General features: G+C 60.8%; 26 protein-coding genes and 1 pseudogene. 15 read left to right on the top strand and 12 right to left on the bottom strand.

Annotated features, from left to right (window positions below; translation table 11 throughout):
• Positions 1-2 precede the first annotated feature (2 nt).
• From AC4PS7_RS22965 to betC, 3 genes are all read right to left on the bottom strand, one after another.
• On the bottom strand, positions 3-1,595 hold the full coding sequence (locus AC4PS7_RS22965; RefSeq protein WP_021491421.1) for a SulP family inorganic anion transporter: 1,593 nt from the start codon (positions 1,593-1,595) through the stop codon (positions 3-5).
• A gap of 133 nt (positions 1,596-1,728) precedes the next feature.
• Positions 1,729-2,643: a choline ABC transporter substrate-binding protein gene (choX, locus tag AC4PS7_RS22960; protein WP_187516898.1), complete on the bottom strand. Its 915-nt coding sequence runs from the start codon at positions 2,641-2,643 to the stop codon at positions 1,729-1,731.
• Between the two features lie 15 nt (positions 2,644-2,658).
• On the bottom strand, positions 2,659-4,173 hold the full coding sequence (betC, locus tag AC4PS7_RS22955; protein WP_021491420.1) for a choline-sulfatase: 1,515 nt from the start codon (positions 4,171-4,173) through the stop codon (positions 2,659-2,661).
• Between the two features lie 103 nt (positions 4,174-4,276).
• Between betC and AC4PS7_RS22950 the strand changes: the two genes are divergently transcribed.
• The 6 genes from AC4PS7_RS22950 to AC4PS7_RS22925 all read left to right on the top strand — a co-directional run bounded on the left by AC4PS7_RS22950 (position 4,277) and on the right by AC4PS7_RS22925 (position 9,954).
• Positions 4,277-5,227, top strand: coding sequence for a choline sulfate utilization transcriptional regulator (locus tag AC4PS7_RS22950; protein WP_010207751.1), 951 nt, complete (start codon positions 4,277-4,279; stop codon positions 5,225-5,227).
• 31 nt (positions 5,228-5,258) lie between these two features.
• On the top strand, positions 5,259-5,588 hold the full coding sequence (locus AC4PS7_RS22945) for a DOPA 4,5-dioxygenase family protein (protein ID WP_010207752.1): 330 nt from the start codon (positions 5,259-5,261) through the stop codon (positions 5,586-5,588).
• A 96-nt stretch (positions 5,589-5,684) separates the two neighbouring features.
• On the top strand, positions 5,685-6,644 hold the full coding sequence (locus AC4PS7_RS22940) for a 2-dehydro-3-deoxygalactonokinase (protein WP_010207753.1): 960 nt from the start codon (positions 5,685-5,687) through the stop codon (positions 6,642-6,644).
• A gap of 1 nt (position 6,645) precedes the next feature.
• Positions 6,646-7,266 (top strand): 2-dehydro-3-deoxy-6-phosphogalactonate aldolase, encoded by a 621-nt coding sequence (locus AC4PS7_RS22935; protein WP_045791469.1) that lies wholly within the window; start codon positions 6,646-6,648, stop codon positions 7,264-7,266.
• Between the two features lie 48 nt (positions 7,267-7,314).
• Positions 7,315-8,463 (top strand): galactonate dehydratase, encoded by a 1,149-nt coding sequence (dgoD, locus tag AC4PS7_RS22930; RefSeq protein ID WP_003170741.1) that lies wholly within the window; start codon positions 7,315-7,317, stop codon positions 8,461-8,463.
• A gap of 183 nt (positions 8,464-8,646) precedes the next feature.
• Entirely contained in the window at positions 8,647-9,954 is a 1,308-nt protein-coding gene (locus tag AC4PS7_RS22925; RefSeq protein ID WP_010207758.1) for an MFS transporter, read from the top strand.
• A gap of 65 nt (positions 9,955-10,019) precedes the next feature.
• Here AC4PS7_RS22925 and AC4PS7_RS22920 read toward each other — a convergent pair whose 3' ends face one another.
• The 3 genes from AC4PS7_RS22920 to trpB all read right to left on the bottom strand — a co-directional run bounded on the left by AC4PS7_RS22920 (position 10,020) and on the right by trpB (position 12,647).
• Positions 10,020-10,460 carry an anti-virulence regulator CigR family protein gene (locus AC4PS7_RS22920; RefSeq protein ID WP_236266991.1) on the bottom strand — a complete coding sequence of 147 codons (441 nt, stop codon included), beginning with the start codon at positions 10,458-10,460 and terminating at the stop codon, positions 10,020-10,022.
• A gap of 136 nt (positions 10,461-10,596) precedes the next feature.
• Positions 10,597-11,406, bottom strand: a complete 810-nt coding sequence (gene trpA / locus AC4PS7_RS22915) for a tryptophan synthase subunit alpha (RefSeq protein WP_010207762.1) — start codon at positions 11,404-11,406, stop codon at positions 10,597-10,599.
• Entirely contained in the window at positions 11,406-12,647 is a 1,242-nt protein-coding gene (gene trpB / locus AC4PS7_RS22910) for a tryptophan synthase subunit beta (RefSeq protein WP_010207764.1), read from the bottom strand. The genes trpA and trpB overlap by 1 nt, the downstream gene beginning before the upstream one ends.
• Positions 12,648-12,757: 110 nt before the next feature.
• Between trpB and AC4PS7_RS22905 the strand changes: the two genes are divergently transcribed.
• On the top strand, positions 12,758-13,654 hold the full coding sequence (locus AC4PS7_RS22905) for a LysR family transcriptional regulator (protein WP_492179760.1): 897 nt from the start codon (positions 12,758-12,760) through the stop codon (positions 13,652-13,654).
• Between the two features lie 9 nt (positions 13,655-13,663).
• Here the strand turns inward: AC4PS7_RS22905 and AC4PS7_RS22900 are convergent, their stop codons facing one another.
• Complete coding sequence (locus AC4PS7_RS22900) at positions 13,664-13,990, bottom strand: ElaB/YgaM/YqjD family protein (RefSeq protein WP_003170746.1); 327 nt, start codon at positions 13,988-13,990, stop codon at positions 13,664-13,666.
• A 156-nt stretch (positions 13,991-14,146) separates the two neighbouring features.
• Between AC4PS7_RS22900 and AC4PS7_RS22895 the strand changes: the two genes are divergently transcribed.
• Both AC4PS7_RS22895 and AC4PS7_RS22890 read left to right on the top strand, forming a co-directional pair.
• Positions 14,147-14,362 (top strand): dodecin, encoded by a 216-nt coding sequence (locus tag AC4PS7_RS22895; protein ID WP_007953919.1) that lies wholly within the window; start codon positions 14,147-14,149, stop codon positions 14,360-14,362.
• Between the two features lie 115 nt (positions 14,363-14,477).
• Positions 14,478-14,705, top strand: coding sequence for a DUF1161 domain-containing protein (locus AC4PS7_RS22890; protein WP_010207766.1), 228 nt, complete (start codon positions 14,478-14,480; stop codon positions 14,703-14,705).
• Positions 14,706-14,764: 59 nt separating this feature from the next.
• On the opposite strand, the gene AC4PS7_RS22885 is transcribed toward AC4PS7_RS22890, so the two are convergent.
• A complete protein-coding gene (locus AC4PS7_RS22885) occupies positions 14,765-15,766 on the bottom strand; it encodes an LLM class flavin-dependent oxidoreductase (RefSeq protein ID WP_021491416.1) in 1,002 nt (333 codons plus the stop codon).
• 217 nt (positions 15,767-15,983) lie between these two features.
• Between AC4PS7_RS22885 and AC4PS7_RS22880 the strand changes: the two genes are divergently transcribed.
• Both AC4PS7_RS22880 and AC4PS7_RS22875 read left to right on the top strand, forming a co-directional pair.
• The gene (locus tag AC4PS7_RS22880) at positions 15,984-16,415 is read left to right on the top strand and encodes an OsmC family protein (RefSeq protein ID WP_021491415.1); all 432 of its coding nucleotides are present in this window, start codon (positions 15,984-15,986) and stop codon (positions 16,413-16,415) included.
• Positions 16,416-16,650: 235 nt separating this feature from the next.
• Positions 16,651-16,890: a DUF1161 domain-containing protein gene (locus tag AC4PS7_RS22875; RefSeq protein WP_010207769.1), complete on the top strand. Its 240-nt coding sequence runs from the start codon at positions 16,651-16,653 to the stop codon at positions 16,888-16,890.
• On the opposite strand, the gene AC4PS7_RS22870 is transcribed toward AC4PS7_RS22875, so the two are convergent.
• A complete protein-coding gene (locus AC4PS7_RS22870; RefSeq protein ID WP_010207770.1) occupies positions 16,891-17,313 on the bottom strand; it encodes a PA0061/PA0062 family lipoprotein in 423 nt (140 codons plus the stop codon).
• A gap of 142 nt (positions 17,314-17,455) precedes the next feature.
• Between AC4PS7_RS22870 and AC4PS7_RS22865 the strand changes: the two genes are divergently transcribed.
• Complete coding sequence (locus tag AC4PS7_RS22865; RefSeq protein ID WP_021491414.1) at positions 17,456-18,499, top strand: aminopeptidase; 1,044 nt, start codon at positions 17,456-17,458, stop codon at positions 18,497-18,499.
• An 86-nt stretch (positions 18,500-18,585) separates the two neighbouring features.
• Here the strand turns inward: AC4PS7_RS22865 and AC4PS7_RS22860 are convergent, their stop codons facing one another.
• Positions 18,586-19,245: an HAD family hydrolase gene (locus tag AC4PS7_RS22860; RefSeq protein ID WP_044286397.1), complete on the bottom strand. Its 660-nt coding sequence runs from the start codon at positions 19,243-19,245 to the stop codon at positions 18,586-18,588.
• Positions 19,242-19,784 (bottom strand): gamma carbonic anhydrase family protein, encoded by a 543-nt coding sequence (locus AC4PS7_RS22855; protein WP_010207773.1) that lies wholly within the window; start codon positions 19,782-19,784, stop codon positions 19,242-19,244. Before AC4PS7_RS22855 ends, AC4PS7_RS22860 begins: the two co-directional genes overlap by 4 nt.
• A 102-nt stretch (positions 19,785-19,886) precedes the next feature.
• Here AC4PS7_RS22855 and prlC point away from each other — a divergent pair, with 102 nt between their 5' ends.
• Positions 19,887-21,938, top strand: coding sequence for an oligopeptidase A (gene prlC / locus AC4PS7_RS22850; RefSeq protein WP_010207774.1), 2,052 nt, complete (start codon positions 19,887-19,889; stop codon positions 21,936-21,938).
• The gene (locus tag AC4PS7_RS22845; protein ID WP_010207776.1) at positions 21,935-22,210 is read left to right on the top strand and encodes a YheV family putative zinc ribbon protein; all 276 of its coding nucleotides are present in this window, start codon (positions 21,935-21,937) and stop codon (positions 22,208-22,210) included. The genes prlC and AC4PS7_RS22845 overlap by 4 nt, the downstream gene beginning before the upstream one ends.
• A gap of 35 nt (positions 22,211-22,245) precedes the next feature.
• Here AC4PS7_RS22845 and AC4PS7_RS22840 read toward each other — a convergent pair.
• Positions 22,246-22,422: pseudogene (locus AC4PS7_RS22840) on the bottom strand (protein tyrosine phosphatase); the annotation flags it as partial.
• Positions 22,423-22,643: 221 nt separating this feature from the next.
• Between AC4PS7_RS22840 and AC4PS7_RS22835 the strand changes: the two are divergent.
• Positions 22,644-23,396 carry a gluconate 2-dehydrogenase subunit 3 family protein gene (locus tag AC4PS7_RS22835; protein ID WP_021491411.1) on the top strand — a complete coding sequence of 251 codons (753 nt, stop codon included), beginning with the start codon at positions 22,644-22,646 and terminating at the stop codon, positions 23,394-23,396.
• The last annotated feature ends 2 nt before the right edge of the window (positions 23,397-23,398 follow it).

Raw genomic sequence — 23,398 nt, 5'->3', positions numbered from 1 at the left:
CGTTAAGGGTGTTCAGTCTTGGCAATGGATGCTTGGAAATGGATGGGGCAATTGTCGGCCCCTTCCAGCTTCCTCAACTCCTCCACCACCTGCGGCCTGGCCCGGCGCAGCGTCAGACTGCGTCCCAACCCACGCAAGCGCCGCGCCTCCTGGTGCAGCATCTCCACCCCGGAATAGTCGATAAAGTTGATCTGCTGCGCCTCGATCACCACCCGTTTGCCCTGCAGGCTTTGCAGGCGCACTTGCAGGTAGTGGCTGGCGCCGAAAAAGATCGAACCGCCCACGCGCAGAACGTCCTCATCGCCATCGCGCCATTGCTGGACACGTGGCTGCGAAGTGCGCTTGAGGTAGAAAAACAGTGACGCCAGCACCCCGGCGTAAATCGCTGTTTGCAGCTCCAGCAGCAAGGTGGCGACGCAGGTCAGGCTCATCACCACAAACTCGGCGCGACTGACGCGGAATAACGCCCGAATACCGCGACGGTCCACCAGCCCCCAACTGATAAGCAAGATGCTCGCCGCCATGCTCGGGATCGGAATATGGGCGATCAGCGCCGCGCCAAACAGTGCAAACAGCGCCACCCATAAGGCAGAAAACACGCCAGCCAACGGCGAACAGGCGCCCGCCTCATAACTGAGGCCGGAGCGGGTAAAGGAGCCGGCTGACAGATACCCGGAGAAAAATCCGCCCACGATGTTGGAAAAACCCTGCGCACGGATTTCCTGGTTGGCATCGAGCAATTGCTGCGAGCGCGCTGACAGTGAACGGGCAATCGACAGGCTGGTGACCAGCCCCAGCATGCCCACCGCCACGGCGCTCGGCAGCAGACGCAGGATCACGTCCAGGTCCATTGGCAACGGGCTGAACGGCGGCAGCTTGCCGATAAAGGAACTGACCAGCGCCACATGCCCGAACATTGCCGGCCACAACCAGGTGACCAGGCTGCCCAGCGTCAGGGCGATCAACAGGGTCGGCCAGCGCGGTACGAGGTATTTGAGCAACGCACCCACCAGCAAGGTACCGAGCCCGAGAATGACGGACGCAGGGTCCCATTCGCCGCTGTGATGGATCAGTGTCAGCAGGTTGTTGATCGCCGTGGCCTGGCTCGGCAAATCCAGCCCCAGCAGATTGGGCAGTTGCCCGAGCGCAATCACCACAGCGGCTCCCAGGGTGAAACCGAGCACCACTGAATGGGAGACAAAATTCACCAGCGCACCAAAGCGCAGCATGCCCAGCAGCCACTGGAAAACACCGGCGAGAAAGGTGAGCAACAGGATCAGGGTGATGTAGTCCTGCGATCCCGGCACGGCCAGCGGGCTGACGCTGGCATAGAGCACAATGGAAATCGCCGCTGTGGGGCCGCAGATCAAGTGCCAGGAGGAACCCCAGAGGCAGGCGATCAGCACCGGGATGATCGCGGCGTACAGGCCGTATTCGGGTGGGAGGCCGGCGATCAGCGCGTAGGCAATAGACTGTGGCAAGGCGAGCACTGCGCCGCTGAGGCCCACCATCGCATCTCGGCCGACGCTGGCGCGGGTCTGGCGCGGGAGCCAGGCGAGGAAGGGGAAAAGTGTATGGCGGTTGGGCCAGGGCATCGGACTGCTCTAAATACTGTAGGAGCTGGCTTGCCAGCGAAGGTGGGTAACGATAACGCGGGTTGTGTGAAAAAACGCGGCGTTTTCGAGGGCTTCGCCGGCGAGCCGGCTCCTACAAGGGGTTGTGTATCGTTCAGAGTTTGGCTTTTACAGCGGCCAGCGCGTCCTTGCCATCCACGGTCTTCACGCCCTCCAGCCATTTATCCAACACCGCCGGATTGGCTTTGATCCAAGCTTTCGCCGCATCGGCATTGCTGACCTTGTTGTTGGCCACCTCGGCCATGATGCTGTTTTCCATTTCCTGGGTAAAACTCAGGTTGGTCAGCAGTTTTCCAACATTCGGGCAGGCCTGTGCGTAGCCCTTGCGGGTCAAGGTATACACGCTGCCGGTGTCACCAAAATATTTCTCGCCGCCTTTGAGGTAGCGCATTTTCAACTGCACGTTCATCGGATGCGGCGTCCAGCCGAGGAAGGTCACGAATTTCTGCTTCTTAACGGCCCGCGATACTTCGGCGAGCATCGCCTGTTCACTGGACTCCACCAGTTTCCACTGGCCCAGCTCGAAGTCGTTCTTCTTGATGATTTCCTGCAGGGAGATATTCGCCGGCGCGCCGGAGCCGATGCCGTAGATCTTCTTGTCGAACTTGTCGGCATGGTGGTTCAGGTCGGCAAAGTCATGCACCCCGGCATCCCATACGTAGTCGGGCACGGCGAGGGTGAACTCGGTGCCGTCGAGGTTTTTCGCCAGTTGAACCACGTCGCCATTGGCCACGAACTTGTCATAGAAGCCCTGCTGCGCCGGCATCCAGTTGCCCAGGAACACATCCACCTGGCCGTCCTTGAGCCCGCCAAAGGTGATCGGCACCGCCAGGGTGTCGACTTTGGGTTTGTAGCCCATGCCCGTCAGCAGAAAACCGGTGATGGCATTGGTGGCCGCGATATCGCTCCAGCCCGGATCGGCCATCTTTACCGTTTCACAACTGGCGTCGGCGTAAACATTGGCGCTTCCCAGCGCCAAGAGCCCCAGCATCACAGTTAACTTTTGCATGGCCTTCCCTCAGTGTTATTGGTTTTGGCAGGGTTGTGGATAACGTGCCTTGCGCTCCAGGTCGTCGAGGTCGATATGGTTGCGCATGTATTGCTGACTGGCGTCCACCAGTGGCTGGTGATCCCAGCTCTTCAGCTTGCCCTGGGTCAATGCTTCAAACACCAGACGGCGGCGGCGTTGGCTGGCGAGCACCTGTTGGTGGATCGCCGGGATGTCCCATTTGGCCCGCGCCTCGTCCAGGAAGGCTGCAAACAGCGCCTGATGGTGTGGCGACTGGCTGAGGTCTTCCTGCTCCCGTGGGTCGTTGTGTACATCGAACAGTAGGCAAGGGTCGTCTTCGCTGTAGATGAATTTGTAGGCGCCCCGGCGAATCATCATCAGCGGGCTGATGGTGCCTTCGGCCATGTACTCGCCAAATACTTCGTCATGGCCGCCCTGCCCCTGCAAGTGCGGGACCAGTGAACGGCCGTCCAGCGGCAGGCGCGGATCCAACTCGCCGCCGGCCAGTTCCACCAGCGTTGGCAGCAGGTCGGCGGTGGACACGGCTTTGCTCACGCGGCCTGCTGCGAATTGCCCCGGCGCGCTGACCAGCAGCGGTACGCGGGCGGCCATTTCAAACCAGTGCATTTTGTACCAGAGGCCGCGCTCGCCGAGCATATCGCCGTGGTCGCCTGAGAACACGATGATGGTGTCGTCGGCCAGGCCGGTGTCTTCCAGGGTTTGCAGCAGCTTGCCGACGTTGCTGTCGATGTAACTGCAGGCGCCGAAGTAGGCACGGCGTGCATCGCGGATTTTGTCCACAGGCAGCGGCTTGTCCCACAGGTCGTAGACCTTGAGCAGGCGCTGGGAATGCGGATCGAGATCGCCTTGCGCAGGTGTTGTAGGCAAAGGTATATCGGCGTTGTCGTACAGGTCCCAGAACGGTTTGGGAATGGTGTACGGGTCGTGGGGATGAGTCATCGACACCGTCAGGCAGAACGGCTGGTCGCCGTCCTCACGGATATGGTCGAACAGGTATTGCTGGGCCTTGAACACCACCTCTTCGTCGAAATCCAGCTGGTTGGTGCGCACGCACGGCCCGGCTTGCAGCACCGACGACATGTTGTGATACCAAGTGGGGCGGACGTCCGGCTCATCCCAGTTCACCGCCCAGCCATAGTCGGCGGGGTAGATGTCGCTGGTCAGGCGTTCTTCATAGCCATGCAACTGATCGGGGCCGCAGAAGTGCATCTTGCCCGACAGCGCTGTGCGATACCCGAGGCGGCGCAGGTAGTGGGCATAGGTCGGCACATCGGCGGGGAAATCGGCGGCATTGTCGTAGGCGCCGATCTTGCTCGGCAGTTGGCCAGTGACCAGGGTGAAGCGCGACGGCGCACACAACGGGCTGTTGCAATAGGCGGCATCGAACACCACGCCTTGCTCGGCGAGGCGACTCAGGTTGGGCAATTTGATAGGCGAAGAACCGTAGAACGGAAGCAACGGTGCGGCCATTTGATCGGCCATGATGAAAAGAATGTTCTTGCGCTTCATGATCTATCGGCATTCCATAGGCGGTGTTTATGCGAATGAGCATGCAGCCCATGAAAAGTGGGGTAAAGCCCATGAGAAGCAATGTCTAGGATAAGCACAGCTTATGTATGAAGCCCTCGGTGACCTGTCCCTCGATTTGCTGCGTGCCTTCGAAGCCGCCGCACGTCATCGCAGCTTTACCGCCGCCGCGATGGAATTGGGCACCACCCAACCGGCCATCAGCCAGCAGATCAAGCGCCTGGAAGAACAGTTGGCGATCCGCCTGTTTGACCGCATCTACCGAGGCATCGAATTGACCGACGCCGGCGCCCTGCTATTCGAGCACGTGCAAGGCGGGTTGCAGGGGATCAACCAGGGCCTGAGCCTCATCACCCAGCAGGACCAGCATGAAGTGCTGCAAGTCGCCACCGACTTCGCCTTCGCCGCCTATTGGCTGATGCCGCGCCTGCATCGCTTTCATAAGGCCAACCCGCAGGTCGATGTAAGCCTGGTGACCAGCGAGCGCAACCACGCCACCCTGCGTAGCGATATTGACGTGGCGGTGTTGTTTGGTGACGGCCGTTTCAAGCAGGGCGACAGCCTGTGGCTGTTCAACGAGGAGGTGTTCCCGGTGTGCAGTCCACAATGGCTCAAGGACCAGACCACGCCGCTGACTGTGCAAAATTTGCACGATTTCCCACTGTTGCACCTGCGCCAGGAAAACAACAGCCAGTGGTTCGACTGGAGCGGCGTGTTTCGCGAACTGGGCATCGCCAGTGCGCCGACGCCGGGCCAACTGCGTTTTGACAACTACACCCTGCTGATCCAAGCCGCGATTGCCGGCCAGGGCGTGGCCATCGGCTGGCGCCACTTGGTGGATAACCTGCTGGAGCAGGGTTGGTTGTGCCGACCGCTGAGCGACACCGTGATCTCGCGCTTCGGCTATTACGTGGTGCAACCCCAGCGCAAACGCAGGGGGCAGTTGGTCGAGCGCTTCGTCGAATGGTTGGTGGCGGAACAAGCCAGCAGCGCACAGTCGCTGACCGGGCTGGCCCTACCGTCCATTGCGGTCTAGCATCTGGCGCATAGGGGATCCGGAGTCCGTCATGCAACGTATCAAGGGCTATCACGCCCATATCTACTTCGACGCGAGCACTATCGACCAAGCGCGCAGCCTGTGTGAAGACGCTGCCAAACTCTTCCCGCTGCGCATGGGCCGTGTGCACGAACGGCCGGTGGGGCCGCACCCGGATTGGAGCTGCCAGCTGGCGTTCGATCCTGAATACATCGGTGTCGTGTTGCCGTGGTTGGTGATTCATCGCAACGGGCTGGTGGTTTTTTTGCACCCCGAAACCGGTGATGACCTAAAGGACCACACTGACTATGCCGTCTGGATGGGGGCGATGCGGGAGCTGAACCTGTCAGCCTTTTCTTAAATTCAATCCCTAAATATGGGATTGATATTTATATATTGAGACTTCCGCTCGCGTAGGTTTATATTCGCTGCATCCGCTCAGAACTCAGGTGAAGCGATGCAGGCGCAATTGATCGCGCTCGATTGGGGGACCAGCTCCCTTCGTGCTTATAAACTCGGCCTCGCAGGCGTGGTGCTGGAACAGCGCGCGCTGGCGTGGGGCATCATGCATTTGCCCAGCGAGCCCCGGGACATCGCCGGTGTGCGTTGCGGCAACGGCTTCGAGTTGGCGTTCGATGCGGCGTGCGGGGATTGGCTCGACGCCGAGCCGGGTTTGCCGGTGATCGCCTGTGGCATGGTCGGCAGCGCCCAGGGCTGGAGCGAAGCGGCCTACCGCCCTACCCCCGTCGATGTCGCCAGCCTCGGCCAAGCGCTGCATAAGGTGCGCAGCCTGCGTGGTGTGGACGTGCACATCGTGCCGGGCGTGATCGAGCAGGTCGGCTTGCCCAACGTGATGCGCGGCGAAGAAACCCAAGTGCTGGGTGTGCTGCAAGGGCTGGGCGCCGACATGTTGATCGGCCTGCCCGGCAGCCATTCCAAGTGGGTCGAGGTGGTCGAGGGCCGTATCACGCACTTCGATACCTTCATGACCGGCGAGGTGTTTGCGGTGTTGAGCAAGCACAGCATCCTCGGGCGTACCCAGCAACCCAGCGAACGATTCCAGGCCGAAGCCTTCGACCGCGGCGTACACGTGGCGCGCTCCAATGACGGTCAGCGCGGCGTGCTGTCCACCTTGTTCAGCGCCCGCACCCTTGGGCTCACCGGCGAACTCGCCCCAGACCAGCAGCCCGACTACCTGTCCGGCTTGCTCATCGGACATGAGCTCGCCGGCCTGCCCGACAGCGCCAAACACAAGCCGATCATCCTGGTCGGCGCCGCTCCTCTCTGCGCCCGTTATCAACGCGCCCTCGCCCTCTGCGGCTTTGCCCACGTCAGCCTGGCGCAGGAAGCTGCCGAGCGCGGCCTGTGGCAACTGGCCGTGGCGGCAGGGCTCACTCAACCTGTATTGGAGGCCTGACATGCTCAAGCAAGCACTCGCGCAAAACGGTTTGATCGCCATCCTGCGAGGCATTCGCCCGGACGAAGCCGAGGCTGTCGGCCAGGTGCTGTACCAGGCCGGGTTTCGTGTGATCGAAGTCCCGCTGAATTCGCCCGACCCTTACACCAGCATCCGCACCCTGCGCGCCAGCCTGCCCGCCGACTGCTTGATCGGTGCCGGCACGGTGTTGCTGCCTGAGCAGGTCGAGCAGGTGAAGGCGGCTGGTGGTCAGGTGGTCGTGATGCCCCACAGCGATGCCAAGGTGTTGCGTGCCGCGAAAGCCGCAGGCCTGTTCCTGTCGCCGGGTGTGGCCACGCCTACCGAAGCGTTCGCCGCCCTGGCTGAAGGCGCCGACGTGCTGAAGCTGTTCCCTGCCGAGCAAATGGGCCCTTCGGTGATCAAGGCGTGGTTGGCGGTGTTGCCGGCCGGCACCTTGTTGCTGCCGGTGGGCGGCATCACCCCGGACAATATGCAGGTGTTCATCGACGCCGGCGCCAAAGGTTTCGGGCTGGGTTCCGGGTTGTTCAAACCGGGTATGACAGTGGATCAGGTAGCGAGCCGCGCCCAGGCTTATGTCGCCGCCTGGAAAGCCCTGAACTGACTTCAAGTCTTGCGCCCCCAGGCGCCGCATCTATAAGAGAGATAACAGATGAAAATCACCAAACTGACGACCTTTATCGTTCCGCCGCGCTGGTGCTTCCTCAAGGTCGAGACCGACCAGGGCGTGACCGGCTGGGGTGAGCCCGTGGTCGAGGGCCGCGCCCACACCGTGGCGGCTGCCGTCGAAGAATTGTCCGACTACCTGATCGGCAAAGACCCACGCAATATCGAAGACATCTGGACCGTGCTCTATCGCGGTGGCTTCTACCGGGGCGGCGCCGTGCACATGAGCGCACTCGCCGGTATCGACCAGGCGCTGTGGGACATCAAGGGCAAGGCCCTGGGTGTGTCGGTCAGCGACCTGCTCGGCGGCCAGGTGCGTGACAAGATCCGCGTGTATTCGTGGATCGGCGGCGACCGCCCGGCCGACACTGCCCGCGCCGCCAAAGAAGCCGTGGCCCGAGGTTTTACCGCCGTAAAAATGAACGGCACCGAAGAACTGCAGTTCGTCGACAGCTTTGAAAAAGTCGACCTGGCCCTGGCCAACGTCGCCGCCGTACGTGATGCGGTAGGCCCGAACGTCGGCATCGGCGTCGACTTCCATGGCCGGGTGCACAAGCCCATGGCCAAAGTGCTGATGAAAGAGCTGGACCCGTACAAGCTGATGTTTATCGAAGAGCCGGTCCTCAGCGAAAACTACGAAGCGCTCAAGGAACTGGCGCCGCTGACCAGCACCCCGATTGCCTTGGGCGAGCGTCTGTTCTCGCGCTGGGACTTCAAGCGCGTGCTCAGCGAAGGCTACGTCGACATCATCCAGCCGGACGCCTCCCACGCCGGCGGCATCACCGAGACCCGCAAGATCGCCAACATGGCCGAAGCCTACGACGTGGCCCTGGCCCTGCACTGCCCGCTGGGCCCGATTGCCCTGGCGGCGTGCCTGCAACTGGACGCGGTCTGCTACAACGCGTTTATCCAGGAGCAAAGCCTGGGCATTCACTATAACGAGAGCAATGACCTGCTCGATTATGTGCGCGATCCGGGCGTGTTCGACTATGACCAAGGCTTCGTGAAGATCCCCAACGGGCCGGGCCTGGGCATCGAGATCAATGAGGAATACGTGATCGAACGCGCGGCCATCGGCCATCGCTGGCGCAACCCGATCTGGCGGCATGCCGACGGCAGCTTCGCCGAGTGGTGATTCCTGACTGACGGAGGGCGATCAGAAATGTGGGAGCGGGCTTGCTCGCGAATGCAGTGTGTCAATCAACACATCTGGGGCTGAACTAGCGCATTCGCGAGCAAGCCCGCTCCCACATGATTGATCCGGTTGCTTCAGTCAGATCCATTTCAGACCTCAATAAGCATAAGAAGAGGCACCCCCATGCACCCTGAATCCTTCACCGGGCAGGCTTCTTTAGTCACGCCTACCAGAAAGCGTTTTTTCATCATGGTGCTGCTGTTCATCACCGTGGTGATCAACTACCTCGACCGCAGCAACCTGTCGATTGCCGCCCCGGCGTTGACCAGCGAACTGGGCATCGATCCGGTGCACGTCGGGCTGATTTTCTCCGCGTTCGGTTGGACCTACGCCGCCATGCAAATCCCTGGTGGCTGGCTGGTGGACCGTGTGCCCCCACGCATTCTGTACACCGCTGCGTTGCTGCTGTGGTCCATCGCCACCGTCATGCTCGGCTTTGCCGCCAGCTTTATCGCGCTGTTTGTTTTGCGCATGGCGGTGGGTGCGCTTGAAGCCCCGGCGTATCCGATCAACAGCCGCGTGGTCACCACCTGGTTTCCCGAACGCGAGCGCGCCACAGCGATTGGCGTCTACACCTCCGGCCAGTTTGTCGGCCTAGCATTCCTCACACCGGTACTGGCCTGGCTGCAGCATGCATTCGGCTGGCACATGGTGTTTGTCGCGACCGGTGGCGTGGGGATTGTGTGGGCGGTGATCTGGTACGCGGTGTACCGCGAACCGAAGGAATTCAAAGGCGCGAACACCGCTGAAATCGACCTGATCCGTGAAGGTGGCGGGTTGGTGGACATGCAGGAAAAAGCCGCCAAGGCACCCTTCAGTTGGGTCGATTTGGGCATCGTGCTGAGCAAGCGCAAGCTCTGGGGCATCTACCTGGGGCAGTTCTGCCTGAACTCCACGCTGTGGTTCTTCCTGACGTGGTTCCCGACTTACCTGGTGAAATACCGCGGCATGGACTTCATCAAGTCCGGCCTGCTGGCGTCACTGCCGTTCCTTGCAGCGTTTGTCGGCGTGCTGTGCTCAGGGATCTTTTCCGACTGGCTGATTCGTCGCGGCGCGTCGGTGGGCTTTGCGCGCAAGTTGCCGATCATTGGCGGGCTGCTGATCTCCACGGCGATCATTGGCGCCAACTATGTGGACTCGACGGCGTGGGTGATTGCGTTCCTGGCGGTGGCGTTCTTTGGTAATGGGTTGGCGTCGATTACCTGGTCGCTGGTGTCGACCCTGGCACCGGCGCGCCTGTTGGGGCTGACCGGTGGGGTGTTCAACTTCATCGGCAACCTGTCGGCGATTGCCACGCCGATCGTGATCGGCTTTCTGGCCAGTGGCGACTCGTTTGCGCCGGCGATTACCTACATCGCGGTGCTGGCGTTGCTCGGAGCGCTGTCCTACGTATTGCTCGTAGGCAAAGTCGAACGCATCGAGCTCAAATAACCACAGCCCTTTAGGAGCCGGCTTACCGCCATCGCCGGCAAGCCGGCTCCTACAGTGGGTGGGTTTCAGTTGAGGACGCCGTCGAGGATCTCGTAGACGATGCCCGTACCCACGGCGATCAACACTACATCCGGCCCCGAACGGCGCCATTCATAACCGGGATACACCGGCAGGCGCGCCAGGGCGCGATTGTCGAGGCGTTCGCCGTAGTAGCCACGGGGCAGCGGCTGGCCACGCACCAGGCGCACATTCGGTGGTGGCGGTGCGCCACGGGCGAACTGGCCGTGGTTGTCGTGGATGATCTGCCGTACCGGGCCGAAGTCCTGGGGCGGGCCGCCGCGACGGTTGTCCTGCGGGCCGCGTGGGTCGTCGCGATGTTGTTCGTGCTGGCCCTGTGGGCCGCCACGGTCAGGGCCGCCTTGGTCATAAGGCGCGGCCTGCACCAGGGCGCTGGCGCCAAGCACCAGCACGCCAAGGCCGGCAATCACGGAGTTGGGCATTTTCATTGGGTATTCCTCAGGGCACGCAAACAAAAAAGGGATCTCGAACGAGGTTCGAAATCCCTTGGTCTTGCTGTTTAGGCCGTGCCTGGGCGGGTTGATTCCTCTGTATCAGGAACTTTACCCACTGCTTACGGGGCCTTTACTTACGGGCGTTACGCACGCCTTCCGACAGCGCCGCACACAGGGTCAACACGCCATCGATGGCTTGCTGGTCATTCTTGGCATTGGCGATGTGATCAATCAGTGCCGAACCTACCACCACACCGTCAGCCAAGCGCGCGATGGCCGCCGCTTGTTCCGGGGTGCGGATACCAAAACCGATGCTGATCGGCAGGTCGGTATGGCGACGCAGGCGGGTCACGGCTTCTTCGACGTGCTCCAGGGTCGCGGCGCCGGCACCGGTCACGCCGGCCACCGACACGTAGTACACAAAGCCGGAGCTGCCGTTGAGCACGGTCGGCAGACGCACATCGTCGGTGGTGGGCGTGGTCAGGCGGATGAAATCAATGCCAGCGGCCTGGGCCGGGTCGCACAGTTCGCCGTTATGTTCGGGCGGCATGTCGACCACAATCAGGCCGTCCACGCCGGCTTCCTTGGCGTCGGCGATGAACTGCGGCACGCCGTATTTGTGGATCGGGTTGAAATAGCCCATCAACACCAGCGGCGTGTCGTTGTTGTCTTTGCGGAACTCGCGGACCATCTGCAGGGTTTTTGCCAGGTTCTGCTTGGCTTCCAGCGCGCGGATGTTGGCCAGCTGGATCGCCGGGCCGTCCGCCATTGGGTCGGTGAAGGGCATGCCCAACTCGATCACATCGGCGCCGGCGGCTGGCAAGCCCTTGAGGATGGCCAGCGAGGTGTCATAGCCAGGGTCGCCAGCGGTGACGAAGGTCACCAGGGCGGCGCGGTTTTGTTCTTTAAGCTGTGCGAAGCGGGTTTGCAGGCGGCTCATCAGTGTTTCTCCTGCTGCGTTTTCTCTTGTAGAGAGAGTTCCATGTGGTGCATCACGGTTTGCATGTCTTTATCGCCACGGCCCGACAGGTTGACCACCATCAGATGATCCTTCGGCAGGGTGGGGGCGCGTTTGAACACTTCGGCCAGGGCGTGGGCGCTTTCCAGGGCAGGAATGATCCCTTCCAGGCGGCAGCATTTGTGGAAGGCGTCGAGGGCTTCGTCGTCCGTCACCGAGGTGTACTGAACGCGGCCGATATCATGCAACCACGCATGTTCCGGGCCGATGCCGGGATAATCCAGGCCTGCGGAGATCGAGTGGGCGTCGATGATCTGGCCGTCGTCGTCCTGCAACAGGAAGGTGCGATTGCCGTGCAGTACGCCGGGTACGCCGCCGTTGAGGCTGGCGGCGTGCTTGCCGGTTTCGATACCGTGGCCGGCGGCTTCAACACCGATGATTTCCACGCTCTGGTCATCGAGGAACGGGTGGAACAGGCCCATGGCGTTGGAACCGCCGCCGATGCACGCTACCAGGCTGTCTGGCAGGCGGCCTTCCTGAGCTTGCAGCTGGTCGCGGGTTTCCTTGCCGATCACGGCCTGGAAGTCGCGCACCATCGCCGGGTATGGGTGCGGACCGGCCACAGTGCCGATCAGATAGAAGGTGCTGTCGACATTGGTCACCCAGTCACGCAGGGCTTCGTTCATGGCATCTTTGAGCGTGCCGGTGCCGGCGACCACCGGGATCACTTCAGCGCCCAGCAGCTTCATGCGGAACACGTTGGCCTGTTGACGCTCAATATCAGTGGTGCCCATGTAGATCACGCATTGCAGGCCGAAGCGCGCCGCCACGGTGGCAGTGGCCACGCCGTGCATGCCGGCGCCGGTTTCGGCGATGATGCGTTTCTTGCCCATGCGCCGTGCCAGCAGGATCTGGCCGATGCAGTTGTTGATCTTGTGCGCGCCGGTATGGTTCAGCTCTTCACGCTTGAGGTAGATCTTGGCGCCGCCGCAGAATTCGGTCAGGCGTTCGGCGAAATACAGCGGGCTTGGGCGGCCGACGTAGTCGCGCTGAAAGTAGGCCAATTCTTCCTTGAATGCAGGATCTTCCTTGGCCGCTTCGTATTCGCGGGCCAGGTCGAGGATCAACGGCATCAGGGTTTCAGCGACGTAACGGCCGCCGAACGCGCCAAAGAGGCCGTTGGCGTCTGGGCCGTGGCGTAGATCGGTCTGGGACTGAGTCATAGGAGGCTCCAGGAAAGAAAGGATGTAGGAAGCAATGAGGGCCACTCTACCCCTGACGCTCTGCGCTGAAAACCGATAAGATCGCCGTAACCTGTCAGGAAAACTCACAGATGACCCGAGACCTTCCGCCCCTCCATGCCTTGCGTGCCTTTGAGGCGACTGCGCGCTTGAACAGCGTCAGCCAGGCCGCCGAGCAATTGCATGTGACCCACGGCGCTGTCAGTCGGCAGTTGAAGGTGCTGGAAGAGCATCTGGGGATCAGCTTGTTCGTCAAGGATGGGCGCGGCCTTAAACTCACAGATGCGGGCGTTCGCCTGCGGGATGCCAGCGCCGAAGCCTTTGAGCGGCTGCGCGATGTGTGCGCCGAGTTGACCCAGGCCAGCGCCGATGCGCCTTTCGTGCTCGGGTGTTCGGGCAGCCTGCTGGCGCGCTGGTTGATCCCGCGCCTGGGCCGCTTGAACGCTGACCTGCCGGATCTGCGCCTGCATTTGTCGGCGGGGGATGGTGATCTGGACCCTCGCCGCCCGGGCCTGGACGCGCTGCTGGTATTCGCTGAACCGCCTTGGCCGGCGGACATGCAGGTGTATGAGCTGGCGAGTGAACGCATCGGCCCGGTGATGAGCCCGCGCTTTGCCGGCTATGCACACTTGCGCGATGCACCTGCTGAGGCTTTGTGTGGCGAAAAGCTGTTGCACACCACGTCACGGCCGCAAGCCTGGCCCAGTTGGGCAGCGCAGCACGGCATTGAGCCCGGCGCGCTGAAGCACGGCCAGGGGTTTGAGCATTTGTATTACTTGCTGGAGGCGGCCGTGGCAGGGTTGGGCGTAGCGATTGCCCCGCAGCCGCTGGTGGCCGAGGACGTGCGGGCGGGTCGCCTTGTGGCGCCGTGGGGTTTCAGCGAAACCCCGGCGCACCTGGCGCTGTGGCTGCCCAAACGCGCCGCAGATGGGCGCGCCGGGCAACTGGCGCAGTGGCTCAAGGCTGAGCTACAGCGCGAACCTATTTAATCGACGCGTTTAATCGCCGCGCTTGCACAGCAGATAAGCCGCGAGCAGACCCAGTGCACCGACGGCAACGCCGGCCGTTGTCCATGGGTGCTCTTGTGCGTAGTCCCGGGTTGCAACACCGGTTTCGCGGATTTTGACTTTGCTTTCTTCGTAGGCGTCGCTGATCAGGTGGCGGGAGTGCTTGAGGGCATTCTCCGCATTGCTCTTCAGCGCCTTCAAGGTTTTGCGCGACTCGTCGGATGCATCGTCCTTGAGACTTTCCAGAGACTTGAGCAGGCTCGAAATCTCGGCTTCCATGCTTTCCAGCGACGCTTTGCGTAAAGAAGTGTTGGCCATGTGGACTCTCCTGAAGTGATTGAGTGGCGTGTGTAGATACCGACTGCGGCCGTTTCAGAAAGTGCAGTAAATATGAACTTTCAGGTAGAAACGGCCGCCAGAAGCAGTACGCACATTGACTGCTACGCTTGCTTTACGACCCCTAGGAGAGTTGCCATGAGTGATCATCACACCTACAAGAAAGTCGAACTGGTGGGCTCGTCCACCTCCAGCATCGAAGACGCCATCAATAATGCGCTGGCCGAGGCCAACAAGAGCATCAAGCATTTGGAATGGTTCGAGGTGACCGAAACCCGCGGGCACATCAAAGACGGCAAGGCCGCGCACTTTCAGGTCACCCTCAAGGTGGGGTTCCGAATTGCCAGTAGTTGATCGCACCGGTTGAACTTGCTGACTGGCCGATTGCCATAACCTGCGCTACAACCAATGGGTGCCGATGCCACAAGCGTCGGCACGCTCTTTTAGATCAGCGCAAGGAAAGTAACGGATGAAGAAGTTCCTGTTAGCGGTAGGTTTGTTGAGCATTGCAGGCACGGCCCTGGCGGCGGGCAAGCCTTGTGAAGAGCTCAAAAGCGAGATTGCGGCGAAAATCGACGCCAAGGGCGCTTCGGGTTATTCGTTGGAAGTGGTGGATAAAGGTGCTGCGCCGAGCGACCACACAGTGGTCGGCACCTGCGAAGCTGGCACCAAGGAAATCGCCTACAAGCGCGGTTAACCCTGTGTTGCGGACATAAAAAACCGACGCGATGCGTCGGTTTTTTTTGCCTGAGGGTTTTAGCCCTTCATTAACTGCGCCAGCAACTCGTAGGAATGAATCCGGTCGGCGTGCTCGTACAGGTCGCAGGTAAAAATCAGCTCATCAGCACCGGTTTGCTCGATCAGCACCTCCAGTTTGGCGCGGATCTTCGCAGGGCTGCCCACCATTGCCAGGCCGAGGAAGCTGCCGACGGCGTCTTTTTCGTGGGGCAGCCACAGGCCGTCCATGGTTTTCACGGGCGGGCGCTGCACCAGGCTTTGTCCACGCATGAGGGCGAGGATGCGCTGGTAGACCGAGGTTGCCAGGTAGTCGGCCTGTTCATCGGTGTCCGCCGCCACCAACGGAATACCGAGCATCACGTAGGGTTTGTCCAGCACGGCAGAAGGCTTGAAGTGATTGCGGTACACGCGAATCGCTTCATGCATCAGGCGCGGTGCGAAATGCGAGGCAAAGGCGTAGGGCAAACCGCGTTCGCCCGCCAACTGTGCGCTGAATAGACTGGAACCCAGTAGCCACACCGGCACGTTGGTGCCGGTGCCGGGAACGGCGATCACCCGTTGGTCGGGCGTGCGCGGGCCCAGGTAGGCCATCAGCTCTGCCACGTCTTCCGGGAAATCGTCGGCACTGCCGGAGCGCTCACGGCGCAGGGCGCGGGCGGTCATCTGATCGGAGCCGGGCGCGCGGCCCAGGCCCAGGTCGATGCGGCCGGGGTAGAGACTTTCCAGGGTGCCGAACTGTTCGGCGATCACCAGAGGCGCGTGGTTGGGCAGCATCACGCCGCCGGAACCGACACGAATCGTCGAGGTGCCGCCGGCCAGGTAACCGAGCAACACCGAGGTGGCCGAACTGGCGATGCCATCCATATTGTGGTGTTCAGCCACCCAGAAACGGTTGTAGCCAAACTTTTCCACATGCTGGGCAAGGTCCAGGGAATTGCGCAGCGACTGCGCCGGACTGCCGTTGGCCCGCACGGGCACCAGGTCGAGGGTCGAGAACTTTACGTCGGACAGCGATTTCATAAGCCTGCTTCTCCAAGGGGGCCGCAGGCTTTTTAGACGAACCAAAACCTGCCGCTTCATGTGCATACCCATGCAATGAGGGCATATACCCGAGATTCAATAGTGGGACCGGAAATTTCCTACTGAATCACTCGGTTTCTCCGACAAGATGAACTTTGCCACGCCGTCTATCCTCAGAACCCTTACTGACGCAAAACCACCGTTCGAGGAGACCGCTATGAGTATCGTTAAAAAAGCATCCGCGCATTGGGAAGGTGACCTGAAGACGGGCCTGGGTTCTATTTCCACGGAAACCGGTGTGCTACGTGAAGCGCCTTACGGCTTCAAGGCGCGTTTCGAGGGCGGCAAGGGCACCAACCCGGAAGAACTGATCGGTGCAGCCCACGCAGGCTGTTTCTCCATGGCCTTTTCCATGATTCTCGGCGATGCCGGGCTCAAGGCTGACAGCATCGACACCCAGGCCGAAGTAACCCTCGACCAGGTCGACGGTGGCTTCGCGATCACCGCCGTGCACCTGATCCTCAAGGCCAAGATCCCTGGCGCGAGCCAGGCGCAGTTCGAGGAGTTAAGCAAGAAAGCCAAGGAAGGGTGCCCGGTGTCCAAGGTACTGAATGCGAAAATCAGCCTGGATGCCACGCTCGTAAACTGACGCCCCTGTAGCGATAGGCGCCGGCTTTTGTCGGGGCTGGCTTGCCTGCGAACGCGTCACCTCGACGTCATTGCGAAACCGAGGCGACGCACCGCGGGCAAGTCCTGCTCCCACAGAGGTGTCTTCAGACATTTAGTTATGCGTTAAATCAGAACTCGTATTTCACCGATGTGGTCCTATAGCCTATGCAGTCTAGGCGCACATCCGTGCGCAGTGCATTCAGGGAGCTTCACACATGAAACGTTTTGCCTTGGCGATCATCTGCGGTGTATTGGCCACTTCGGCCGTGGCCGCTCCAAAAGATTGTGAAGAGCTCAGGAAAGAGATCGAGGTCAAGATCCAGGCGAATGCGGTTCCTTCGTACACCCTGGAAATCGTCAGCAAGGAAGAAGCCGACAAGCACGACAGCGCCATGGTCGTCGGCAGCTGTGAGAACGGCACCAAGGCCATCGTCTACCAGAAGAACAACGACTGATCAGATGCAGTTGACGCTGCGTTCTTCCGCGAGCAACTGACGCGCCGAGTCGTACAGCCGGATATTCGGCGTGAAGGCCAGCGAGCGGCCTTCCAGCACATAGCGCTGGCCGGCCTGGAAGTGATCGTATTCCAGGGTCATGAAGCAAGTGCGGTACATCATCTGGCTCAGCCCACCCAGCCCGCCGCCTGCCGGGACTTCAAAGTCGAAACGCACCATCAGTTCGTGATGGCCGGGCGGGAATTGGAAGAAACGTCCGTCAGCCAGGTTCTTGCCGTCCAGACGCTGCGCCATGACCAGCTTGGAGCCCGGTGTCGGCGTGGTGAAATCGACCCAGGCTTGCTGCGGGTCCACCGGTGGTACGGGCGTTGTGGTGCAGGCACCGAGAAACAGGGCGGCGACGGGAAGCAAGAGCTGGCGCATGGCAGGCACTCAATGGGAAGGAAGTATTGAGCCTGGCGCCGACGGCAACAGACTCCCTATGAGTATAAACACGTCATGCCATGGAAAAATTCCACACAGGCGCGATAGTCTGGCGAGCAAATTACCCAGGAGCGGTCGGGGCATGGTCAGGCGTTTTCTTCCAGGGTTGTTGGTTGTGCTGCTCAGCGGCTGCTCCAGTGTCAGTTATTACAGTCAGTTGGCCAGCGGTCAGTGGCAATTGCTGCGGGCTCGTGAGCCGGTGGCGCAGGTGATTGCCGACCCCACACGCCCTGCGTTATTGCGCGAGCACCTGGTGCAATCTCAGCGGGCGCGCACGTTCGCCAGTGAACATCTGCACCTGCCCGACAACCAGAGTTACAAGTTGTACGCCGATATCGGCCGGCCCTATGTGGTCTGGAATGTCTTCGCCACGCAGGAATTTTCCCTGTCCCCCGAAACCCATTGCTTCCCCATTGCCGGTTGTGTGGCCTATCGCGGCTACTACAACCAGGGCGCGGCGCGTGGCGAGGCAGCGTTGTTGAAGCAGCGGGGTATGGACGTGTCGATAGGTGGCGTCGAGGCTTACTCCACCTTGGGCTGGTTCAATGACCCGATCATGAATTCGATGATGAACTGGGGCGATGAGCGCCTGGCCACGCTGATCTTCCATGAGCTGGCGCACCAGCGTTTCTATGTGAAGGACGACACCGAATTCAACGAGTCGTTTGCCAATTTCGTTGAGCAGGAAGGTACACGCCAATGGCGCGCTGCGCGGGGGCTGGCGCCAGATAGCCTGTCGACGTCCAAGCAACGTGATCAGTTTATCCAACTGGTCCTCGATACCCGTCGACGCTTGGAAACGCTCTACGCCCAGCCGTTGGCTAAGGATGCGATGCGTCAGGCCAAGGCGGCTCAGTTCGAGCGTTTGCGCGCCGATTATCGACACCTGCGTGATAACCAATGGGGCGGGGATAAGCGTTATGACGCCTGGATAAACCAGCCCATGAACAATGCGCGGTTGTTACCGTTTGGGTTGTATGACCAGTGGGTACCGGCGTTTGCGGCGTTGTTTGCGCAGGAAGGTGGGGATTGGGTGCGGTTTTATGCGGCGGTGGAGAAGCTGGGCGGGTTGCCGGTGGAGCAGCGCAAGGCGGCGTTGAAACAGTTGGAAGGTGCCGGGCTTTAGGGCCTCATCGCAGACAAGCCAGCTCCCACATTGGTCCTGGGTACACCGGTCAAAATGTAGGGGCTGGCGTGCCTGCGAAAGCTATCTCAAGAACGCTGCATAAACGCCTGGTGCATTTCGGCCAATGTCTCAAAATGCCAGGTTGGCGCCTCGGCATTCAACTCTTCAAAACTGCCAAAACCATACCCCACCGCTGCCGAATCCAGCCCATTGCTGTGCGCACCGATTAGGTCATGCTTGCGGTCACCAATCATCAGGGTGGTGGTCGGGTCCAGGCCTTCCTCGCTCATCAGGTGGGCGATCAGTTCGACTTTGTTGGTGCGCGTGCCGTCCAGTTCGCTGCCGTAGATGACCTTGAAGTGCTTGGCGAAATCGAAGTGCCGGGCGATCTCGCGAGCGAACACCCAAGGCTTGGACGTCGCGACGTAGAGCTGGCGTCCCTGGCCGCTCAAGTCCTCCAGCAACGGCATCACGCCCTCGAACACGCGGTTCTCATACAGGCCGGTCACTTTGAAACGCTCGCGGTAGAAATTCACCGCCTCCCACGCCTTGGCTTCATCAAAACCGTAGAACTGCATGAACGCTTGCAGCAACGGCGGGCCGATGAAATGTTCCAGCTGGGTCAAGTCCGGCTCGTCGATTCCCAGTTTGCCGAGGGCATATTGGATCGAACGGGTAATGCCCTCGCGCGGGTCAGTGAGGGTACCGTCCAGGTCGAACAGCACGGTTTGGTAATGCAGAGTCATCGGTCGAATCCTTCAGCCAGGTGCAGGTCTTTGAGCTTCACGTAGTTCGCGGCGCTGTAGGTGAAAAAGGCGCGTTCCTTGTCAGTCAGCGGGCGGATTTGTTTAACCGGGCTGCCTACATACAAGAAGCCGCTTTCGAGTTTCTTGCCGGGCGGCACCAGGCTGCCGGCGCCGATGATCACGTCGTCTTCCACCACCGCCCCGTCCATTACGGTGCTGCCCATGCCGATCAGGATGCGATTACCCACAGTGCAGCCATGCAGCATGACCTTGTGGGCGATGGTCACATCATCGCCGATCAGCAATGGGAAGCCATCCGGATTGAAGGGGCCCGCGTGGGTGATGTGCAGCACGCAGCCATCCTGCACGCTGGTGCGTGCACCGATGCGGATGCGGTGCATGTCGCCGCGAATCACGGTCAGCGGCCAGACCGAGCTGTCGGCGCCGATTTCGACATCGCCGATCACCACCGCCGAAATATCGACAAAAGCCCCGGCGCCCAGGGTTGGCGTATGGTTTTGGTAGGTGCGAAGGGTCACGATAGCCTCTCTCTCTTCTGCTGATAGCTGCGGTGGGCGTTGATTGTAATTAAGATGGCCCCATCTTTGTTCTTACCTATTTCTTCAGCCAAGGTGCCAACCGTGAGCGCGAACAACCCGCTTCTGCAGTCCTACGACCTGCCGCCGTTCTCGGCGATCCGTGCCGAGCACGTCCAGCCGGCCATCGAACAGATCCTCGCCGACAACCGTGTCGCCATCGAAGGCATCCTGCAAAGCCAGGGTAAACATCCGACGTGGGCCGGGCTGGTCCTGGCGATGGATGAACTGAATGACCGCCTGGGTGCCGCCTGGAGCCCGGTCAGCCACCTCAATGCCGTGTGCAACAGCGCCGAACTGCGCGAAGCCTACGAAGGCTGCCTGCCGGCGTTGAGTGCTTACTCCACCGAGATGGGCCAGAACCGCGAATTGTTCCAGGCTTTCGAAGCCTTGGCCAACAGCCCGGAAGCCGCCGGTTTCGACGTGGCGCAAAAAACCATCCTGGAACACGCCCTGCGTGATTTCCGCCTGTCGGGTATCGATTTGCCGCCGGAGCAGCAAAAGCGTTACGCCGAAGTGCAGAGCAAACTGTCCGAGTTGGGCAGCAAATTTTCCAACCAGTTGCTGGATGCCACCCAGGCCTGGACCAAACACGTCACCGACGAAGCCACCCTCGCCGGCCTGACCGATTCGGCCAAGGCGCAAATGGCGGCCGCCGCACAGGCCAAAGGCCTCGACGGCTGGCTGATCACCCTGGAATTCCCCAGCTACTACGCGGTGATGACCTACGCCCAGGATCGCGCCCTGCGTGAAGAAGTCTACGCGGCCTACTGTACCCGTGCGTCGGACCAAGGCCCGAATGCCGGTCAGAATGATAATGGTCCGGTCATGGAACAGATCCTCGACCTGCGTCAGGAACTGGCCAAGCTGCTGGGGTATGCGTCGTTCTCCGAACTGAGCCTGGCCACCAAAATGGCCGAGTCCAGCGATCAGGTGCTGAACTTCCTGCGCGACCTGGCCAAGCGCAGCAAGCCGTTTGCCGCCCAGGACCTGCAACAGCTCAAGGCCTATGCCGCCGAACAAGGCTGCGCGGACCTGCAAAGCTGGGACAGCGGTTTCTACGGCGAAAAACTTCGTGAGCAACGCTACAGCGTTTCCCAGGAGGCCCTGCGCGCCTACTTCCCGATCGACAAAGTATTGGGCGGCCTGTTTGCCATCGTGCAGCGCCTGTACGGCATCGAAATCGCCGAGCAGAAAGGCTTCGACACCTGGCACCCGGATGTCCGCCTGTTTGAAATCAAGGAAAACGGCCAGCACGTCGGCCGCTTCTTCTTCGACCTCTATGCCCGCGCCAACAAGCGTGGCGGTGCCTGGATGGACGGCGCCCGCGATCGTCGTCGCACGATCGATGGCGTGCTGCAAAGCCCGGTGGCCAACCTGGTGTGCAACTTCACCCCGGCCGACAGTGGCAAGCCTGCCCTGCTGACCCACGATGAAGTCACCACGCTGTTCCACGAGTTCGGCCACGGCCTGCACCACCTGTTGACCCGTGTTGAACATGCTGGCGTGTCGGGCATCAATGGCGTGGCCTGGGATGCGGTGGAATTGCCGAGCCAGTTCATGGAGAACTGGTGCTGGGAGCCGGAAGGCCTGGCGCTGATCTCCGGTCACTACGAAACCGGCGAGCCACTGCCCCAGGACTTGTTGGAAAAAATGCTTGCGGCGAAAAACTTCCAGTCTGGTTTGATGATGGTGCGTCAGCTGGAGTTCTCGCTGTTCGACTTTGAACTGCACGCCACCCACGGTGATGGCCGCAGCGTGGCGCAAGTGCTGGAAGGCGTGCGCGATGAGGTGTCGGTGATGCGTCCACCGGCCTACAACCGTTTTCCGAACAGCTTCGCGCACATCTTCGCCGGTGGTTACGCCGCGGGTTACTACAGCTATAAGTGGGCCGAAGTGCTGTCGGCGGATGCCTTCTCCAAGTTTGAAGAAGAGGGCGTGCTCAACGCTGAGACTGGCCGCGCCTTCCGCGAGGCAATCCTGGCGCGTGGCGGTTCTCAGGAGCCGATGGTGCTGTTCGTCGACTTCCGCGGACGTGCGCCGTCGATTGACGCACTCTTGCGCCACAGCGGCCTGAGTGAGGACGCGGCAGCATGAGTGAAGGGCCTGTGATTACTAAAAAGCAATTTATCGCCGGGGCGGTCTGCCCGGCGTGCAGCGAGCCGGACAAGTTGAAGATGTGGACCGAGGACAACGTGCCGCATCGCGAGTGCGTGGCCTGCGGTTACACCGACACGCTGAATGACCAAGGGTTGTCGGTCCCCAAGGAATTGGGCACACGGGTGAACACGTCGGCGTTGAAAGCGCCTGCGGACCCCAAGGTGCAGGCGGTGCAGTTCTTTCCTAACCCGAAGCTGAAAAAGGACTAACGGATGGCCCACTGCAGGAGCCGGCAAGCCGGCTCCTACTGTTGTTTCTCTTCTTTTCCCGTTGTCGTGATCCAGTCCTTCATCGAGCACAACGCAAACGCGCGGGTGCTGTAATCGCCATTCCCCAAAGCCGTGCGCAATTTGTCGACATCGGCTCCCATCATGTAGCGAACACCGTCCTTGAAGCCATTGCTGGGGCCGAAGACCGGCAGCCCTTGATTCTTGAGCATTGTTGACATGGCCGAGCAGGAGCTCGGTGAATGGCACTCAGGTTGGGGCCCGTCAAAGGACTGTGAATACTCAGTCTTTAGTCGCTGAAACGCTTTTCCTGATACATAGCCTGCTATCATTTGTAACTATTGATTTCTTAAAAAGCCAAATCGCTCACTAGAAGCCGGCTGATAAACCCGTGACCACATGATGAGGTGCCACCATGTCTGATCAAGATCAAGACAACCCCCGGCGTGACTTTCTGCGCAAATCCTTGACCTTGATCCCGGTGGTCACGGTTGCCAGCACCGGCCTTGGCGGCTCGATGCTGATGGCGACGCCTGAGCCGGCCCAGGCCGCGCCCGTCCAGCCTGCAGCCAGCGAAAAGGCCTACGAGCCAACTTATTTCACGGCTGAGGAGTGGGCGTTTATCAATGCCGCCGTCGCGCAATTGATCCCCGCCGATGCCCAAGGCCCAGGCGCTCTGGAAGCGGGTGCGCCGGAATACATCGACCGCCAGATGAACACGCCTTACGCCAGCGGAGCCCTGTGGTTCATGCAAGGCCCATTCAACGCCGATGCGCCGCCGGAGATGGGGTGGCAGAGCAAATTGGTGCCCAAGGAGATCTATCGCCTGGGCATTGCCGCGACGGATGCATGGTCGAAAGCGTTCAACGGCAAAGTTTTTGCTGCGCAAGACAGCGCTACCCGAGACGACATGTTGCGTCGTCTGGAGGCGGGCGGCAGTGAGGTGACGGCGCATTTCGAGGCGGTGCCACCAAAGCTGTTCTTCAACCTGTTGCTGCAAAACACCAAGGAAGGCTTCTTCTGCGACCCGATCCACGGCGGCAACAAAGGCATGGTCGGCTGGACCATGATCGGTTTTCCCGGCGCCCGCGCCGATTTCATGGACTGGGTTGAACGCAACGAGCAATACCCCTTCCCGGCAGTTTCCATCCGCGGCGAGAGGGCATAAAC

This window comes from Pseudomonas sp. DW-iso3, from assembly GCF_058725305.1.
The sequence above is the reverse complement of the archived record's forward strand: the minus strand, read 5'-3'. Positions and strand labels throughout refer to the sequence as shown.

Excerpts from the sequence above, each read along its gene's own strand:
- AC4PS7_RS22965 (WP_021491421.1), bottom strand. The coding sequence starts at position 1,595 with ATGCCCTGGCCCAACCGCCATACACTTTTCCCCTTCCTCGCCTGGCTC.
- choX (WP_187516898.1), bottom strand. The coding sequence starts at position 2,643 with ATGCAAAAGTTAACTGTGATGCTGGGGCTCTTGGCGCTGGGAAGCGCC.
- betC (WP_021491420.1), bottom strand. The coding sequence starts at position 4,173 with ATGAAGCGCAAGAACATTCTTTTCATCATGGCCGATCAAATGGCCGCA.
- AC4PS7_RS22950 (WP_010207751.1), top strand. The coding sequence starts at position 4,277 with ATGTATGAAGCCCTCGGTGACCTGTCCCTCGATTTGCTGCGTGCCTTC.
- AC4PS7_RS22945 (WP_010207752.1), top strand. The coding sequence starts at position 5,259 with ATGCAACGTATCAAGGGCTATCACGCCCATATCTACTTCGACGCGAGC.
- AC4PS7_RS22940 (WP_010207753.1), top strand. The coding sequence starts at position 5,685 with ATGCAGGCGCAATTGATCGCGCTCGATTGGGGGACCAGCTCCCTTCGT.
- AC4PS7_RS22935 (WP_045791469.1), top strand. The coding sequence starts at position 6,646 with ATGCTCAAGCAAGCACTCGCGCAAAACGGTTTGATCGCCATCCTGCGA.
- dgoD (WP_003170741.1), top strand. The coding sequence starts at position 7,315 with ATGAAAATCACCAAACTGACGACCTTTATCGTTCCGCCGCGCTGGTGC.
- AC4PS7_RS22925 (WP_010207758.1), top strand. The coding sequence starts at position 8,647 with ATGCACCCTGAATCCTTCACCGGGCAGGCTTCTTTAGTCACGCCTACC.
- AC4PS7_RS22920 (WP_236266991.1), bottom strand. The coding sequence starts at position 10,460 with ATGAAAATGCCCAACTCCGTGATTGCCGGCCTTGGCGTGCTGGTGCTT.
- trpA (WP_010207762.1), bottom strand. The coding sequence starts at position 11,406 with ATGAGCCGCCTGCAAACCCGCTTCGCACAGCTTAAAGAACAAAACCGC.
- trpB (WP_010207764.1), bottom strand. The coding sequence starts at position 12,647 with ATGACTCAGTCCCAGACCGATCTACGCCACGGCCCAGACGCCAACGGC.
- AC4PS7_RS22905 (WP_492179760.1), top strand. The coding sequence starts at position 12,758 with ATGACCCGAGACCTTCCGCCCCTCCATGCCTTGCGTGCCTTTGAGGCG.
- AC4PS7_RS22900 (WP_003170746.1), bottom strand. The coding sequence starts at position 13,990 with ATGGCCAACACTTCTTTACGCAAAGCGTCGCTGGAAAGCATGGAAGCC.
- AC4PS7_RS22895 (WP_007953919.1), top strand. The coding sequence starts at position 14,147 with ATGAGTGATCATCACACCTACAAGAAAGTCGAACTGGTGGGCTCGTCC.
- AC4PS7_RS22890 (WP_010207766.1), top strand. The coding sequence starts at position 14,478 with ATGAAGAAGTTCCTGTTAGCGGTAGGTTTGTTGAGCATTGCAGGCACG.
- AC4PS7_RS22885 (WP_021491416.1), bottom strand. The coding sequence starts at position 15,766 with ATGAAATCGCTGTCCGACGTAAAGTTCTCGACCCTCGACCTGGTGCCC.
- AC4PS7_RS22880 (WP_021491415.1), top strand. The coding sequence starts at position 15,984 with ATGAGTATCGTTAAAAAAGCATCCGCGCATTGGGAAGGTGACCTGAAG.
- AC4PS7_RS22875 (WP_010207769.1), top strand. The coding sequence starts at position 16,651 with ATGAAACGTTTTGCCTTGGCGATCATCTGCGGTGTATTGGCCACTTCG.
- AC4PS7_RS22870 (WP_010207770.1), bottom strand. The coding sequence starts at position 17,313 with ATGCGCCAGCTCTTGCTTCCCGTCGCCGCCCTGTTTCTCGGTGCCTGC.
- AC4PS7_RS22865 (WP_021491414.1), top strand. The coding sequence starts at position 17,456 with ATGGTCAGGCGTTTTCTTCCAGGGTTGTTGGTTGTGCTGCTCAGCGGC.
- AC4PS7_RS22860 (WP_044286397.1), bottom strand. The coding sequence starts at position 19,245 with ATGACTCTGCATTACCAAACCGTGCTGTTCGACCTGGACGGTACCCTC.
- AC4PS7_RS22845 (WP_010207776.1), top strand. The coding sequence starts at position 21,935 with ATGAGTGAAGGGCCTGTGATTACTAAAAAGCAATTTATCGCCGGGGCG.
- AC4PS7_RS22835 (WP_021491411.1), top strand. The coding sequence starts at position 22,644 with ATGTCTGATCAAGATCAAGACAACCCCCGGCGTGACTTTCTGCGCAAA.